Genomic DNA, 15,784 nt, shown 5'->3' with positions numbered 1-15,784 from the left:
CATGACGCTCCAGCGGGCGCTGCTGCGCCCCGAGCTGACCGCCGTCGCGAGCACGGTCGTCGTCTTCGCGATCTTCGCGGTCGCGGGCGGGGACGCGGGGTTCCTCTCCGCGCTCGGCATCCGCAACGTCTTCCAGGTCTCGGCGACCATCGGCGTCGTCGCCGCCCCGATGACGCTGCTGATGGTGTCGGGCGAGTTCGACCTGTCGGTCGGCTCGATGGTGGGCGCCGCCGAGATCATGTTCGGCTACCCCGTCGTCCACGGGTGGCCGCTGTGGGCGGCGCTCCTGCTGACGCTCGGCGGATGCGCGCTCATCGGCCTGGTCAACGGGATCCTGGCCGTCCGGACGTCGATCCCCTCGTTCCTGGTGACGCTGGCGTCCATGTTCATCATCGCCGGGGCGGCCGCCGCCATCGCGAACAGCGACCTCGGTGGGACGACCATCGCGGGCGTGACCGACGCGCTGCACGGAGACCCGCTGCTGCGGCTGTTCGCCGGGGACCTCGGCGCATGGGTACCGGTCTCGGCCGTGTGGTGGATCGCGCTCAGCGTCCTCGCCGCATGGCTGCTGATCGGCACCCGGTTCGGCAACTGGATCTCCGTGACGGGCGGCGCCCGCGACTCCGCGCAGCGCGCCGGCATCCCGATCGCCCGGGTGAAGGTGCTGATGTTCGTCCTGACGGCGCTGGGCGCCGGGCTGTCCGGGGTGCTCGCGGCGCTCAGCTCCAACACCGCGAACGTTGCCGATGGGAGCAACCTGCAGTTCGAGGTGATCGTCGCGGCCGTCATCGGCGGGACGTTCCTGTTCGGCGGTCTCGGCACGCCGATCGGAACCATCTTCGGAGCGTTGTTCTTCGGCCTCGTCTACCAGGGCTTCTACTTCACCGAGATCGACACGAACTGGTTCCAGGCGCTGCTCGGCGCCCTCCTGCTGGTCGCCGTTCTGGCCAACAACACGGCCCGGGAGTTCACGATGAGGCGGTTGCGCGATGACCGATGAACGGGCGAACGGCCCCGTCTTCGAGGCGCGGGGCGTCAGCAAGTCCTACGGGACCGTCCGGGCGCTGAGCTCGGTGGACCTCAGCGTCACGGCCGGGGAGACCACCTGCCTGCTCGGCGACAACGGCGCGGGGAAGTCGTCGCTGATCAAACTCCTGTCGGGCGTCGTGCCGCCCGACAAGGGAACGCTCGCCGTCGACGGTTCCCCGGTGACGTTCTCCAGCCCGAAGGACGCGCTCGCGAAAGGCATCGCGACCGTTTTCCAGGACCTCGCGATGGTGCCCGTCCTCCCCGTCTACCGGAACTTCTTCATGGGACGCGAGCCGGTGCGCGGCCGGGGCCCGTTCGCGCGGTTCGACAAGCGAACGGCGCGAAAGGTCACGCAGGAGCAACTCGAATCCATCGGCATCCGCCTGGCCGATCCGGAACGTCCCGTCTCCACGCTGTCGGGCGGCGAACGGCAGTCCGTCGCCGTCGCGCGGGCCGTGTACTTCGGAGCACGGGTCCTTCTCCTGGACGAGCCGACGTCGGCGCTCGGCGTCCGGCAGGCCGAAACGGTGCTGCGGTACGCGGTACGGGCCAAGAAACAGGGAGTCGGCGTCGTCCTCATCACGCACAACGCGCAGCACGCGTGGGCGGTCGGCGATCGCTTCGTCGTCCTCAAGCGCGGCGAGGTCACGATGGACGCGGACGCCGGTCAGACCTCCTTGGACGAACTCATCCGGCACATGGCGGGCGGAGCCGAGATCGCACAAATGCAACGGGACCTCCGCGACGAAGAACGCTGAGGCAATTCAGGTCCGGTCGGGGCGGACGATGTACCAGGCGCCGGCGGGGGTCGTCCAGACGAGGAGCCCGGGCCAGATCTGGTGGAGCGTCCAGCCCGGGCTCTGCTTGAGCCGGTGATGCCTCCGGCAGAGCGGCGCGAGGTTGCACCGGCAGGTCGATCCAGGCCGCCACGGGATCGTGTGGTCGAGGTCGCACCTGCGCGAAGGCCGATTGCAGCTCGGGAACACACACGTGGCGTGCCGGGCCTCGATTTCACGCCGCAGAGCCGTCGAGGGCCGGTAACCGGGCCGTCCGTGCGCCTCCTCGCCGCCCCGGCAGACCGCGTCCCGCCGTTCCGCGAGGTCGTCGTGGATCCGTCGCGCCGTCTGCCGGACGGCGGCGGGCAGCGCGTCCAGCGATACGCGGGCACGCACCTCGGCAAGCCGCCGCTCGACCATGGCCGCCAACGCGGGAACCGCCACGTCGTCGGCCGGTTGCGGTTCCGGGGGCTCCTCAACGGCCTCGGCGAGCAGGGCCCGGACGGAATCGGGGAACTCGGCGCCACCGAGAAGCCGCTTGGCCAGATCGACGCGCAGGACACCGAGAGGCCTCGGGTCCCCATCCGCCTTGAGGCCGCGCGCCGCCGCGCTGAGCTTGTTGTAGATGGCGTGGACCTCTTCCGGCGGAAGGTCGCAGAGCGCCAGATTCGCCGTCCCGGACGGGTTCTCCCACACCTCCAGCCGCCGCCCCCGCACCGCGTCACGCTTGCGCTCCTCAACGGCATCGGGAGCAAGCCGACGGGCCATCCGCGTGACACGACGACGCAACTGCCCCGACGTCTGACCGGACGCCTTCTCCAGGGCCACGGCTTCGAGTCGTCCGACGACATCCCCGAAAAGGTTCTCGGTGACATCGCAGATGACCCGGGCCTTTGCGAGATCGATGCGCCCGGCCTCCAGCGCTTGCCGGGTGCCGGGCAGCTCGTCCGCGAGCCGCTCGGCCAGGTGAACGAGTGTGGCGGCGGCATTGCCGGTGACGGCCAGCGCCGCCGCCACTTCGTCGGTGACCGATTCGTGCGCCGACAGAACCCGTGGATCGTCCTCGGAAGCACCATCGGCACGCCGTCCCGCCAACTCGGCGATCGCGGCCAGCTCACGCGCCTGCGCCCACGACGTCTGACGCCGCGCGGCAGCGGCGACCTCCAACAACTCCCCGTCGGTCAGATCCGCCAGCCGCTCTTTACCGCCCGAGAGGCAAACGGCCAATTGCGACCCCGGAGGAAACCACCTCCGCCCCTCCCACTCACGCGTCTCACCCACAATTTCGGCAACCTCGACAGGCAACCCCAAAGCAACTCACCCCCACTCGCAACGCTCCCTCAAATTATAATGCCCACCCCAACACAAGGCGACAGACAATCCAGACAAGACGCATTAATGCCACAACATTCTTGGAGATAATTCCAGCCAGGAAAAGGATCACCCACCGTCCTAGTCGACCGCTTTTACGCGCAGCGCGAAGCGCTGCGCGTGCACTAAGCAGACCACGCAGAAACCCGCAGCCTGAACACCAACCCGAAGCCGACCACCGCAACCCCGGCACAGCAACCACCAACCAGCAGAAACAAACGCGCCAACCCGCAGTGGCCACCTCAGCCACCCGACCACCGCAACCACACTTACCCGATAGAAAAAAGGCGCACCAAGAACGGAGCCGGGGCGAACGTCGCCCAGATTCGCACGCAACCAAGAGCTTCAACCAACCAATCTTCATGGACGCCCCACCACCCTTCGCCGAATACTCGACGAGTGAGAGGACCAGCCGCGCCGCCTCGCTGATCTCGTCGTCCGTCACTGTCTTCGCCAACTGAACGGCATCGTGAACGCCGTCGCCGTCGGGGTCGCCCGCCACCGCGGCCAGGCGGAACAGCCGTTCGGCCTTCACCAGGTCGCACGCACCTCCCTGGCCGGACGCGCAGAGATGCCCGAGGCCGCGCTGCTCCTCTGGCGACGCCCGTTCCGGCGGACGCGCCCCCTTGACGGGCGAAAACTGACAGTGCACTATCACTTGCGAGTCCACTGTCACTTTCAAGGAGACGCCATCATGACGAGCCGGGAACCGGACCGCTCCGCCCGCAGGTGGTGGGCGCTGGCGGCGCTCACGCTGAGCGTGCTGATCGTGGGCCTGGACGGGACGATCATCAACGTCGCGCTGCCCACGCTGTCGGACGAGCTGGGTGCGACCAGCGCGCAGCTGCAATGGATCGGCGGCGGCTACCTGCTGGCGCTGTCCGTCGGGATGCTCCCCGCAGGGCTGCTGGGCGACCGGTTCGGCCACCGGCGGCTGCTGATGGGCGGGATCGCGCTGTTCGGGCTGGCGTCGGCGGCCGGGGCGCTGGCGGGAACGGCCGGGCAGGTGATCGCGGCACGCGCGGTCCTCGGCCTCGGCGCGGCGATGATCACCCCGCTGTCGATGGCGATCCTGCCGCGCGTGTTCGGCAAGGACGAACTGCCGCGCGCGATCGGCGTGTGGACGGCGGCGACGGCGGTCGGGATGCCGATCGGTCCCCTCGTCGGCGGATGGCTGCTGGACCACTTCTGGTGGGGTTCGGTGTTCCTGTTCAACGTCCCCGTGACGGTGCTCGCCGTGGTCGCGTGCATGCGGCTGCTCCCTGCGGACAACCCGCGCGCCGGGAACGCCAAGCCGTTCGACTACCTCGGCACCCTGCTCGGCACGCTCGGCATCACCGTGCTCGTCTACGGGACCATCCAGGTGCCCGGTCACGGCTGGAGCAGCCCGTCGGTGCTGGCGCCGCTCGCCGCCGGCGCGGTCCTGCTCGTGCTGTTCGTGCGACGGCAGCGGCGGACGCCCGCGCCGCTGGTCGATCTCGGCCTGTTCGCGGACGGGACGTTCCGCTGGGGTTCGGTGATCACCGTCTTCGTCAACTTCGCGGTGATGGGCCTGCTGTTCGTCGTCCCGCAGTACCTGCAGGCCGTGCTGGGCAACGACGCGTTCGGCAGCGGGCTGCGGCTGCTGCCGCTGATCGGCGGGCTGATGGCGGCGGCGACGCTGGCGGAACCGCTCGTCCCGCGGCTCGGTGCCCGCGTCGTGATCCCGGCGGGACTGCTGCTGCTGGCCGGTGGCGCCCTCCTCGGCGCCACCACGGGCCCCGGTGACGGCTACGCCCTGGCCGCCGTATGGCTCTCGATGGCGGGCCTCGGGTTCGGGCTGGCGGTCGTCCCGGCGACGAGCATGGTGATCGGGTCGCTTCCGGAGGACGGTCCCGGCACCGGGACGAGCCTGCTGGAGACGATCCAGCAGCTCGGCGGGGTGCTGGGCGTCGCGGCGCTCGGCAGCGTCCTCAACGCCGGGTACCTCGCGCGGCTGTCCTTGCCGGGCCTCCCGGACGCGGCGGCGGACGCGGCGCGCGGCTCGGTGACCGGCGCAAACGCGGTGGCGGAGCGGTTCCACGACCAGGCGCTGCTCGCCTCGGCGCACGGCGCGTTCGTCCACGGGATGGACCTGACCCTGCTGGTCTGCGCGGCAGCGGCCGTCCTCGCCGCCGGTCTCGCCCTCGCCTTCCTGCCCGGCCGCTCGAAGACCGAACAGCCAGCCCGCACCGCCACCGCCACCGCCACCGCGCAACCGGAGACTCCCGCACACGCGGGAGAATTGCCGGCATGAGCACCAGGGAGACCCCGGCCAAGACGTGCGGGCTGCGCGAGCGCAAGAAGGCGAAGACCCGGGTGGCGATCCGCCAGGCCGCGTACCGGCTGTTCGCCGAGCGGGGCTACGAGGCGACGACCGTCGACCAGATCGCCGAGGCGGCCGAGGTCTCCCCCAGCACGTTCTTCCGCTACTTCCCGGCGAAGGAGGACGTGATCCTCTCGGACGAGTACGACGGGGCGCTCGCCGATGCGCTCGCGGCACGGCCGGCGGACGAGCCGGTCGTGCAGGCCGTCCGGCGCTCGATGACCGAGTCGTTCGGCCAGGTGCTGGAGGCCGACCGCGAGGAGCTGTTCACCCGGATCCGGCTCACCTTCACCGACCCCGGCATCCGGGCGCGCGCGATGGACGAGCAGCTGCGCAACCAGGACGCGGTGGCGGCGGCGATCGCCGAGCGGACCGGCCGCGACGCCGCGGACCTGGAGGTCAGGTGCGCGGCGGCGGCGCTCATCGCGGTCTCGATGACGGTGATGCGGCACTGGGTGGACGGCGGCGGCACCGAGGACCTGATAGCCCTGTACGACCACCACCTGGGCATCCTCTTCGAAGGCCTACGCCTCTGACAAAACGCGACACCGGCGCGACATCGACGACGCTCACCACCGCTGCCGGGACTCCTCGGCCCATCCGGTGAGCCCGTCGAACTCGATCCAATCGCCGTCGTCCGCGCGGACGCGCCCGCCGAAGTGCCCGAAGCACTGGTGCGTCTCGGTGCCGACGACACCGAGCTCGACCCGGGAGGCCTTCTCGTGGAACGGCCGGAACTCCACCTCGACGCGCTCGCCGGTGATCGCCCAGGGCCGGGTCCAGCCGGACCGGTCGTAGGTCCACTCCAGCTCTTCGCCGATCTTGTGCAGCCGGCCGTCGACGAAGACGCCGTTCTCCGTCATGCCGGTGCCGGCCGTCCACTTGCCTCCGAGTTGCAGCGCCAGGCCGGGCCCGGCCGCCGCCGCCCAGTTCCACGTCATCCGGTACGGCCACTTGCCGCGCCCGTGGTCGAGGACGGCGAACGAGCCGTCCCCGCCGACGGCGTGCTCGCCGGACGGGAGGATCAGCCGCCCGTGCACGGGCCGCCCCACGTCCTTCACCGTGTACTGGAACCGGGTCTCGCTCCACGGGATCACCGCGCCGAGCGACTCGTGGCCGTCCGGCAGCGGGATCTCCAGCTCGATCCGGACGTCGCGCGCGGCGGCGCGCAGCGAGGTGCCGTCCGGGCGCTGCCGGATGCCGATCGCCACTCCCCCGCCCCGCACGGCGGCCTCGCCCTCGCCGCTGCGGTCGGGGAACGCGGCGCCGCGCGCGAACGGGACGACGGCGTCCCGGGTGATCTCCTCGCCGGTCTCGCGGTCGAGCACGTAGATGCCGTGCACGCCCGCGTAGTCCAGTGACGACGCGACGAGCCCGATGATGTGCCGGGGCGTGACGACGCCCCAGTACTCCCAGCGCTTGGCGCGGCCCCAGCCGCGCAGGTTCGCGCGGTGCAGGGGCCGCCGCGTCCAGCCGACCGCCGCCGGGTCGAGGCGCCCGCTGGGCTGGCAGAGGTCGACGGGCTCGGTGATCTCGCGCTCGCGGCTCGCCATCCCCCGACCCTAACGATCCGGTCCCCCCGCCCCCCGCACAGCCCGCCCCCAAAGGACCGGAACCGACCGGAACCGCCCCGAGTCCCCTCAGGACTTGTCGACGTGCCCCGGGACGGGATCGGAGGCGTGCGGGCCGGCGATGACGGTACCGCATCCGCCGCACGTGTCCTGGACCTGCTTCAGCAGCGTCATCTTGTTCACGGTGAGATAGCCGATGTTCATGGTGACCGCCGTGTTCTCCGATACGAGAACCGCGACGGCCGAAATGTTCGTCTTTGTGTAGTTTCCATAGGCGGTCGCCTGGGCCGGCGTGCCGAACTCGGCGTAGGACATCTGTCCCGCCGCGTTCGGGAACACCTCGCCCTTCTTCTCATAGCAGCTGTACTCGCGGTAGAAGCTCGTCTGCTGCGAGTACGGCTTGCCGATCGCGAAGGTGCCGTTGTTCCATTCGCCGTAACCGCACGCGCGATCCCCGGCGAAAGCGGTACCGCCGATGCCCCTGACCAGGTCGAACGTGAGCCTGCCAGGGGCAGGCTTGACCGGCGCCGGCTTCGTCCGCCGCGCGGTCTTCGCGGCGGCGTGCGGGGTCCCCCCGGATCCTCCGCAGCCGGCGGCCCCCGCCGCCGTCATCGCCATGAGCCCGACCATCATCCCCCACCGCATGCCGGTTCCCCGCATGTCCGGACTTCCTCTCTGAAGGGGCTTTACGCGAATGATGGGCTGTTCAATGGCCCAGACGCCAGGGACTCTGGAACGGTTCAGCCCGGGACACGCGGCGCTTCAATAAGTCCATACCTTGGCCAGAGTTTCTTTAGTGCCGGACCGGCGAATCTCACAATGGTGATCACCGATTCACCCTGGAGCGCGTTCGACCACGATCGCATGCTGGACGCGCTGGCGGCGCGGGAGAACTTTCCCGTCGCGGCCCGGCTGCTGCCCGCGCGGCACCGCGACGACCTGCGGGCCGTCTACGGTTACGCGCGCCTCGTCGACGACATCGGGGACGAGGCGCCGCGCGGGCAGCGCGCGGACCTGCTCGACCTGGTCGACGACGACCTGGACCGGGTCTACAAGGGCGGGACGCCGAAGCTGCCGCAGCTGCGCCGGCTGGCCGGCACGGTGCACGCGCACCGGATCCCGGCCGAGCCGTTCCGGCGGCTGGTCGAGGCCAACCGGCAGGACCAGGTCGTCCACCGCTACGAGACGTTCGATCAGCTGGTGGAGTACTGCGCGCTGTCGGCCGACCCGGTGGGCCGGATCGTGCTGCACGTGTTCGGCGCCCACGACGCCGGGCTGGAGCGGGCGTCGGACCGGGTCTGCACGGCGCTGCAGATCATCGAGCACTGCCAGGACGTCGCGGAGGACCACCGCGACGGGCGCGTGTACCTGCCGGCCGAGGACCTGCGCCGGTTCGGCTGCCAGGACGGCGACCTGGCCCGGGCGGTGACGCCGACGCGGCTGCGCGGGGTGCTGGCGCTGGAGGCCGGGCGCGCCGCGGACCTGCTGGACGAGGGCGCGGCGGCGCTGATGAAGGGGCTGTCCGGCTGGGCCCGGGTCGCCGTGGGCGGCTACGTCGCCGGCGGGCGGGCGGCGCTGGCGGCGCTGGCCGGCTCCGGTTACGACGTGCTCGCGCATCCGCCGCGCCCCCGCCGGGCCGCCGTGCTGGCCGGGTGGGCGCGCGCACTTGGAAGGGGCTGAGCGATGACGGTTTCAGAGGCGTGTGAGCGCACCGACCAGGTCGCCGGGGCGTACCGGCACTGCGAGCGGGTGGTGCGCGAGGAGGCCCGCAACTTCTCCTACGGGATACGGCTCATGCCGCCGCCGAAGCGCCGCGCGATGAGCGCGATCTACGCGTTCGCGCGCGGCATCGACGACATCGGGGACGGGCCGGAGCCGGCGTGCGTGCGGCTGGACCTGCTGGACCGGTCGCGGCGGCGGCTGCTGACCGTCCAGGAGGTGCTGCGGCGGCGCAGCGACGTGCGGGCGCTGGAGGGCCATCCGGTGCTGACGGCGCTGGCGGACGCGGCGGGCCGCTTCCCGATCCCGCTCGCCGCGTTCGACGAGCTGATCGACGGCTGCGAGAGCGACGTCCGCGGCGCGCGCTACGAGACGTTCGACGACCTGCTGCGCTACTGCCAGCAGGTCGCGGGCTCGGTGGGCCGGCTGTCGCTCGGGGTGTTCGGGTCGGACGGCCGGCAGCGCGCCGAGGGGCTCGCGGACTCGCTCGGCGTCGCGCTGCAGCTCACCAACATCCTGCGGGACCTGCGGGAGGACCGGGCGGCCGGGCGGGTGTACCTGCCGGCCGAGGACCTGGAGCAGTTCGGCTGCACGCTGGAGCTGGACGAGTCGGGGGTGTTCATCGACCCGCCGTGGCGGCTGCACAAGCTGGTCGTCTTCCAGGCCGAGCGGGCCCGCGCCTGGTACGCCGAGGGGCTGCGGCTGCTGCCGCTGCTGGACCGGCGCAGCGCGGCGTGCACGGCGGCGATGGCGGGGATCTACCGGCGGCTGCTGGAGTGCATCGCGGCGGACCCGGCGGCGGCGCTGAACTCGCGGGTGTCCCTGCCGACGTGGCAGAAGGCCGTGGTGGCGGCGCGGGCGCTGACGGGGGTGGAGCGGTGAGCGTCGTGGTCGTGGGCGGCGGGCTCGCCGGCATCAGCACCGCGATCGCGCTGCAGGAGTCGGGGGTCGCGGTCACGCTGCTGGAGGCGCGTCCGTGGCTGGGCGGCGCCACGCATTCGTTCCGGCGCGACGAGCTGAGCGTCGACAACGGCCAGCACGTGTTCCTGCGGTGCTGCACCGCCTACCAGGGGCTGCTGCGGCGGCTCGGCGCCGAGCACCTGGTGCAGATGCAGGACCGCTTCGACGTGCCGGTGCTGCGGCCGGGCGCGCGGCCGGCGCGGCTGCGCAGGTCGCCGCTGCCGAGCCCGCTGCACATGCTGCCGTCGCTGGTGCGGTACTCGCACCTGCCGGTCGCCGACCGGCTGCGGGCGGTGCGCGCGTCGGCGGCGCTGCAGCGGCTCGACCCCGACGACCCGGCGCTGGACCTGCGGTCGGCGGGCCGGTGGCTGGCCGAGCACGGGCAGCGGCCGTGGGCGCGGGAGGCGCTGTGGGGGCTGTTCATCACGGCGGCGCTGAACGCGGAGGTGGACGACGCGGCGCTCGGCCTGTCGGCGATGGTGTGCCGGCGGGCGCTGTTCGGGCGCCCGGACGCGGCCGACATCGGCGTCCCGACGGTCCCGCTGGAGGAGCTGCACGGCGGCCCGGCGCTGCGCCGGATCGCCGAGATGGGCGGGACGGTCCGGCTGAAGGCGAAGGTCGAGGCGGTGACCACCGACCCGAAGGTGGTGGTGGACGGGATGCCGATCGCGGCGGACGCGGTGGTGCTGGCCGTCCCGCACGAGGCGGCGGCGCGGCTGCTGCCCGCCGACGCGCTGCCTCGGCCGCTGCGCTGGCACGAGCTGGACGCCAGCCCGATCGTGAACGTGCACGTCGTCTACGACCGGCGGGTGCTGGACGAGCCGTTCGCCGCGGCGGTCGGCTCCCCCGTCCAGTGGATCTTCGACCGGACCGGGGTGGGCGGGCTGCGCGACGGCCAGTACCTGGCGATCTCCCTGTCGGCGGCGGACCGCTGGATCGACCGGCCCACCGCCGCGCTGCGCGAGCGGTTCGTGCCGGAGCTGGCGCGGCTGCTGCCGGGGGCGCGCGGGGCGCACGTCCGGGAGCTGTTCGTGACGCGGGAGCGGCGGGCGACGTTCCGGCAGGCGCCGGGCAGCCGGTCGCCGCGTCCGGGCGCGGCGACCCGGGCCCGGGGCCTGTTCCTGGCGGGCGCGTGGACCGACACGGGGTGGCCGGACACGATGGAGGGCGCGGTGCGCAGCGGCCTGACCGCCGCCCGCCTGGTCCGCCGCCACCTGGAGGGGGTGAGGGACCGGTGACGGCCGCGTCCACCAAGGCTCACCCGGGAGCCCGAGGCGAACCATTCGGAGAGGTGTGATCCATGACGGCCGTACCGGTCTCGATGACCGATGTCCGCGGGCTGGTCGACGGGGCGCTGCGCGCCGCGGTGGGCCGGCTCGATCCGCGTACCTACCGGGTCGCGGCCTACCATCTCGGCTGGGCCGACGACGAGGGCCACCCGCTGACGGCGCCCGCCGGGAAGGCGCTGCGCCCGGCGCTGGCGCTGCTGTCGGCGCGGGCGGCGGGGGCGCCGCCGGAGAGCGCGCTGCCCGGCGCGGTCGCGGTGGAGCTGACGCACGCGTTCTCGCTCCTGCACGACGACATCATGGACGGCGACCGCACCCGCCGGCACCGTCCGGCGGCGTGGACGGTGTTCGGGGAGCCCGCCGCGATCCTGGCGGGCGACGCGCTGCTCGCCCTCGCGCTGGAGGTGCTGCTGGAGGCGCCGGGGCAGGGGTCGGCGCGGGCGGCGCGCTCGCTGACCGTCGCGACGCGGCGGCTGATCGCGGGCCAGTCGCTCGACCTGGAGTTCGAGACCCGCCGGCAGGTCGGGCTGGAGGAGTGCGCCTCGATGGCGGCGGACAAGACCGCCGCGCTGCTGGCCTGCTCCTGCGCGATCGGGGCGGTGCTGGACGGCGCGCCGGAGCCGCTGGCCGCCGCGCTGGAGGCGTTCGGGGCCGACCTCGGCCTGGCGTTCCAGCTGGTCGACGACCTGCTCGGCATCTGGGGCGACCCGGGCACGACCGGCAAGCCGGCGCTGTCGGACCTGCGGTCCCGGAAGATGTCGCTGCCGGTGGTGGCCGCGCTGAACTCCGGCACGCCGGAGGGCGCGCGGCTCGCCGAGCTGTACGCGGCGCCGCCGGACCCCGAGGGGCCGGACGAGGACGAGCTGGCCGAGGCGGCCGCGCTGGTCGAGGCGGCGGGCGGCCGGGCGTGGGCGGAGGACGAGGCCGACAGGCGCATTGCGGGCGCGACCGCGCACCTGGCGTCCGCCGGGCTGCCCGAGCCGGTGCGCGCCGAGTTCCTGCACATCGCCGACTTCGTCACCCGCCGGGACCACTGATGACCGCCACCGAACCGACCGGGACCGCCGGGACCGCCGCGACCGCCGGGCCCACCGCGACCCGCACGCCCGCCGAGGCGATGGCGGCCGCCCGCGACCACCTGCTCGCGCTCCAGGCGCCGGAGGGCTGGTGGAAGGGCGAGCTCCAGACCAACGTGACCATGGACGCCGAGGACCTGCTGCTGCGCGAGTTCCTCGGCATCCGCACCGACGCCGACACCCGCGAGGCGGCCCGCTGGATCCGCTCGCAGCAGGCGCCGGACGGCACCTGGGCCAACTTCCACGACGGGCCGCCGGACCTGTCCACGACCCTCGAGGCGTACGTGGCGCTGCGGCTGGCGGGCGACGAGCCCGACGCGCCGCACATGCGCCGCGCCGCCGCGTTCGTCCGCGGCGAGGGCGGCATCCCGGCCACCCGCGTCTTCACCCGGTTCTGGCTGGCGATGTTCGGGCAGTGGCCGTGGGACGACCTGCCGGTGGTGCCGCCGGAGATGGTGTTCCTGCCGCGCTGGTTCCCGCTGAACGTCTACGACTTCGCGTGCTGGGCGCGGCAGACGATCGTCCCGCTGACGGTGGTCGCGGCGAAGCGCCCCGTCCGGCCGCTGCCGTTCGAGCTGGAGGAGCTGCGGTCGGGACGGGCCGTGCGGCGCAGGCGGCGGGTGGTCCCGGGCTGGGACGAGGCGTTCGGCGCGCTCGACCGGGTGCTGCACGCCTACGAGCGGCGGCCGCTGCGCGGGCTGCGGAAGGCGGCGCTGCGCCGCGCCGGCGAGTGGATCATCGCGCGGCAGGAGCCGGACGGGTCGTGGGGCGGCATCCAGCCGCCGTGGGTGTACTCGCTGCTCGCGCTGCACCTGCTCGGCCACGGCCTGGACCACCCGGTGGTGCGCCGCGGCCTGGACGGGCTGGAGCGCTTCACCGTCCGGGACGCGGGGGGACGCCGGCTGGAGGCCTGCCAGTCCCCCGTCTGGGACACCGTCCTGGCGATGAACGCGCTGGTCGACGCGGGCCTGTCCGCGGACCACCAGGCCCTGGAGACGGCGGCCGAGTGGGTGGTCGGCGAGGAGGTGCAGGGGCCGGGCGACTGGTCGGTGCGCCGCCCCGACCTGCCGCCGGGCGGGTGGGCCTTCGAGTTCGACAACGACTACTACCCCGACACCGACGACACCGCGGAGGCCGTCCTCGCGCTGAGCCGCGTCGACCATCCGAAGGCCGAGCCGGCGATCGAGCGCGGCGTGCGGTGGATGGCCGGGATGGCCTCCAGGGACGGCGGGTTCGGCGCCTTCGACGCCGACAACACCCGCGCGCTGTGCCGCAAGCTGCCGTTCTGCGACTTCGGCGAGGTCATCGACCCGCCGACCGCCGACGTCACCGCGCACGTCGTGGAGGCGCTCAGCCACCGCGGCATGGCCGACTCGGCGCTGGTGAAGCGGGCCGTCGTGTGGCTGCTGAAGGCGCAGGAGGACGACGGGTCCTGGTTCGGCCGGTGGGGCGCCAACCACGTCTACGGGACGGGCAGCGTGGTGCCCGCGCTCATCGCGGCGGGCGTCCGGCCGGGCAAGCCCGCGATCCGGCGGGCCGTCACCTGGCTGGAGCGCCACCAGCGCGACGACGGCGGCTGGGGCGAGGACCTGCGCTCCTACCGCGACCCGGAATGGATCGGGCACGGCGTCTCCACCCCGTCGCAGACCGCGTGGGCGCTGCTGGCGCTGCTGGCGGCCGGGGAACGCGGCCCGGCCGTGGAGCGGGGCGTGCGGTGGCTCGTCGAGCACCAGCGCCCGGACGGGACCTGGGACGAGGACCACTTCACCGGCACCGGGTTCCCCGGCGACTTCTACATCAACTACCACCTGTACCGCCTGGTGTTCCCGCTGTCGGCGCTGGGCCGCTACGTGAAGGAGACCGGTTCCTAAAATGGCCATGCCACTGCGCCAGAGCCTGCGCGTCGGCGGGTACGTCCTGCGGAACAAGCTGGCGGGGCGGAAGAAGTTCCCGCTGATCGTCGAGCTGGAGCCGCTGTTCGCCTGCAACCTGGCGTGCGCCGGATGCGGGAAGATCCAGCATCCGGCGAGCGTCCTCAAGCAGCGCATGCCGGTCGAGCAGGCCGTCGCCGCGATCCGCGAGTGCGGGGCGCCGATGGTGTCGATCGCGGGCGGTGAGCCGCTGATGCACCCGCAGATCGGCGAGCTGGTCCGCGAGCTGGTCCGGATGAAGCGGTACGTGTTCCTGTGCACGAACGCCGCGCTGATCCCGAAGAAGATCGACGACTTCGAGCCGTCCCGGTACTTCGCGTGGGCGGTGCACGTCGACGGGCTGCGTGAGCGGCACGACGCGTCCGTGTGCAAGGAGGGCGTGTTCGACGAGGCGGTCGCGGCGATCCGGATGTGCAAGGAGCGCGGGTTCCGGATCACCACGAACACCACCGTGTTCAACACCGACACACCGCAGACCGTCATCGACGTGCTCGACTACCTCAACGACGACCTGCGCGTCGACCAGATGATGATCTCCCCCGCGTACGCCTACGAGAAGGCGCCCGACCAGGACCACTTCCTGGGCGTGCAGGAGACGCGGGCGCTGTTCCAGAAGGCGTTCGCGGGCGGCAACCGCAAGCGCTGGCGGTTCAACCACTCGCCGCTGTTCCTGGACTTCCTGGAGGGGAAGGTCGACTTCCCGTGCACGGCGTGGGCGATCCCGTCGTACTCGCTGAAGGGCTGGCAGCGCCCCTGCTACCTGATGGAGGACGGCTATGCCGAGTCCTACAAGGAGCTGCTGGAGGAGACCGACTGGGACTCCTACGGCCGGGGACGCGACGACCGCTGCGCCAACTGCATGGCGCACTGCGGCTACGAGCCCACCGCCGTGTTCGCGACGATGGGCTCGCTGAAGGAGTCGCTCCGCGCCGTCCGGAGCGTGTGATCACTGCGGAGCGTGTGATCAGCGGCGTGTGATCAGCGGCGTGTGATCACTCGTCCCGCAGTTCGCGGACGACGTCGCGGACGGCGCCGGCCAGCGCGCCGGCGTCGTCCACGAGGCCGGTGTCCGCGCAGATCCCGAAGCACAGCTCGCTGTCGACGCCGAGCGCGGCGACAGCGAGCGGTGCTCCGGGCGCGAGCGGGACGACCGGGTAGACGCCGGTCACCGGGAGGCCCGTCAGCAGCAGCTGCTCGCGGCTGGCCGGCAGGCTCGACACGATCCCCTGCAGGAACCGGCCGCCGTAGACGGCCCGCGCGAACCGGGCGTGCAGCGGCGCGGGCATGAGCCGCCCGACCTGCCGCATCACGAACCACGCCGCCAGCGCGCGGGTGCCGGACCGCAGGACGCGGCTGCGCCGGGCGATCTCGGCGAGCCGCTCGGTCTCCGGCATCGCGCCGATCGGCAGGTCGACCATGACGGCGGTGGTGTGGTTGCCCTCCATCCCCTGGCCGGGCGCCCGCATCATCAGCGGCACCGCGACGCGGCACTCCCGCGGCGGCGCGCCCGGCTCCGGACGCTGGACGGTCCGCGCGAGGCCGCCGGCGACCGCGCTCATCACCACGTCGGAGACCCGGGCGCCGTACCGCCTGGCGATCCGCCGCGGGTCGTCCAGCGGGATCCGCAGGGTGCCGAACCGGCGCTCGCCCGTCCCGGCGGCGAGCAGCACCGCGGCCGGCGCCGCGCCGACCCACCTGTCCTCGGCGAGCTGCGCCAGCGC

General features: G+C 72.8%; 14 protein-coding genes. 10 read left to right on the top strand and 4 right to left on the bottom strand.

The annotated features are described in order from the left end of the window. Position 1 precedes the first annotated feature (1 nt). Together ABD296_RS18525 and ABD296_RS18520 are read left to right on the top strand one after the other, a co-directional pair. Complete coding sequence (locus ABD296_RS18525) at positions 2–1,000, top strand: ABC transporter permease (protein ID WP_344268148.1); 999 nt, start codon at positions 2–4, stop codon at positions 998–1,000. Continuing rightward, the gene (locus ABD296_RS18520) at positions 990–1,787 is read left to right on the top strand and encodes an ATP-binding cassette domain-containing protein (RefSeq protein ID WP_344268146.1); all 798 of its coding nucleotides are present in this window, start codon (positions 990–992) and stop codon (positions 1,785–1,787) included. The genes ABD296_RS18525 and ABD296_RS18520 overlap by 11 nt, the downstream gene beginning before the upstream one ends. Before the next feature lie 6 nt (positions 1,788–1,793). Here the strand turns inward: ABD296_RS18520 and ABD296_RS18515 are convergent, their stop codons facing one another. Continuing rightward, positions 1,794–3,032 carry an HNH endonuclease signature motif containing protein gene (locus ABD296_RS18515; protein ID WP_344268144.1) on the bottom strand — a complete coding sequence of 413 codons (1,239 nt, stop codon included), beginning with the start codon at positions 3,030–3,032 and terminating at the stop codon, positions 1,794–1,796. Between the two features lie 838 nt (positions 3,033–3,870). Here ABD296_RS18515 and ABD296_RS18510 point away from each other — a divergent pair. After that, positions 3,871–5,451, top strand: a complete 1,581-nt coding sequence (locus tag ABD296_RS18510) for an MFS transporter (RefSeq protein ID WP_344268142.1) — start codon at positions 3,871–3,873, stop codon at positions 5,449–5,451. Continuing rightward, positions 5,448–6,056, top strand: coding sequence for an acyl-CoA-like ligand-binding transcription factor (locus tag ABD296_RS18505; RefSeq protein WP_344268140.1), 609 nt, complete (start codon positions 5,448–5,450; stop codon positions 6,054–6,056). Before ABD296_RS18510 ends, ABD296_RS18505 begins: the two co-directional genes overlap by 4 nt. Positions 6,057–6,089: 33 nt before the next feature. Here ABD296_RS18505 and ABD296_RS18500 read toward each other — a convergent pair whose 3' ends face one another. Further along, positions 6,090–7,073 (bottom strand): DUF2804 domain-containing protein, encoded by a 984-nt coding sequence (locus ABD296_RS18500; protein ID WP_344268138.1) that lies wholly within the window; start codon positions 7,071–7,073, stop codon positions 6,090–6,092. An 87-nt stretch (positions 7,074–7,160) separates the two neighbouring features. Next, complete coding sequence (locus ABD296_RS18495) at positions 7,161–7,709, bottom strand: hypothetical protein (RefSeq protein WP_344268136.1); 549 nt, start codon at positions 7,707–7,709, stop codon at positions 7,161–7,163. Positions 7,710–7,910: 201 nt separating this feature from the next. Here ABD296_RS18495 and hpnC point away from each other — a divergent pair, with 201 nt between their 5' ends. The 6 genes from hpnC (at position 7,911) to hpnH (ending at position 15,009) form a co-directional block, all read left to right on the top strand. Next, positions 7,911–8,771: a squalene synthase HpnC gene (gene hpnC, locus ABD296_RS18490; protein ID WP_344268134.1), complete on the top strand. Its 861-nt coding sequence runs from the start codon at positions 7,911–7,913 to the stop codon at positions 8,769–8,771. 3 nt (positions 8,772–8,774) lie between these two features. Next, positions 8,775–9,692 (top strand): presqualene diphosphate synthase HpnD, encoded by a 918-nt coding sequence (gene hpnD / locus ABD296_RS18485; protein WP_344268132.1) that lies wholly within the window; start codon positions 8,775–8,777, stop codon positions 9,690–9,692. Further along, positions 9,689–11,008 carry a hydroxysqualene dehydroxylase HpnE gene (hpnE, locus tag ABD296_RS18480; RefSeq protein ID WP_344268130.1) on the top strand — a complete coding sequence of 440 codons (1,320 nt, stop codon included), beginning with the start codon at positions 9,689–9,691 and terminating at the stop codon, positions 11,006–11,008. The genes hpnD and hpnE overlap by 4 nt, the downstream gene beginning before the upstream one ends. Before the next feature lie 62 nt (positions 11,009–11,070). Beyond that, positions 11,071–12,093, top strand: a complete 1,023-nt coding sequence (locus ABD296_RS18475) for a polyprenyl synthetase family protein (RefSeq protein ID WP_344268128.1) — start codon at positions 11,071–11,073, stop codon at positions 12,091–12,093. After that, positions 12,093–14,003, top strand: a complete 1,911-nt coding sequence (gene shc / locus ABD296_RS18470; protein WP_344268126.1) for a squalene--hopene cyclase — start codon at positions 12,093–12,095, stop codon at positions 14,001–14,003. Before ABD296_RS18475 ends, shc begins: the two co-directional genes overlap by 1 nt. A 7-nt stretch (positions 14,004–14,010) precedes the next feature. Then, on the top strand, positions 14,011–15,009 hold the full coding sequence (gene hpnH / locus ABD296_RS18465) for an adenosyl-hopene transferase HpnH (RefSeq protein ID WP_344268124.1): 999 nt from the start codon (positions 14,011–14,013) through the stop codon (positions 15,007–15,009). A 46-nt stretch (positions 15,010–15,055) separates the two neighbouring features. On the opposite strand, the gene ABD296_RS18460 is transcribed toward hpnH, so the two are convergent. Beyond that, the coding region (locus tag ABD296_RS18460; protein WP_344268122.1) for a WS/DGAT domain-containing protein at positions 15,056–15,784 on the bottom strand (729 nt) is incomplete at its 5' end.

It is taken from the genome of Actinomadura napierensis, from assembly GCF_039529375.1.
GTDB lineage: Bacteria > Actinomycetota > Actinomycetes > Streptosporangiales > Streptosporangiaceae > Spirillospora > Spirillospora napierensis.
Note: the sequence above shows the minus strand (reverse complement) of the source record. Positions and strands in the feature narration are given on the sequence as shown.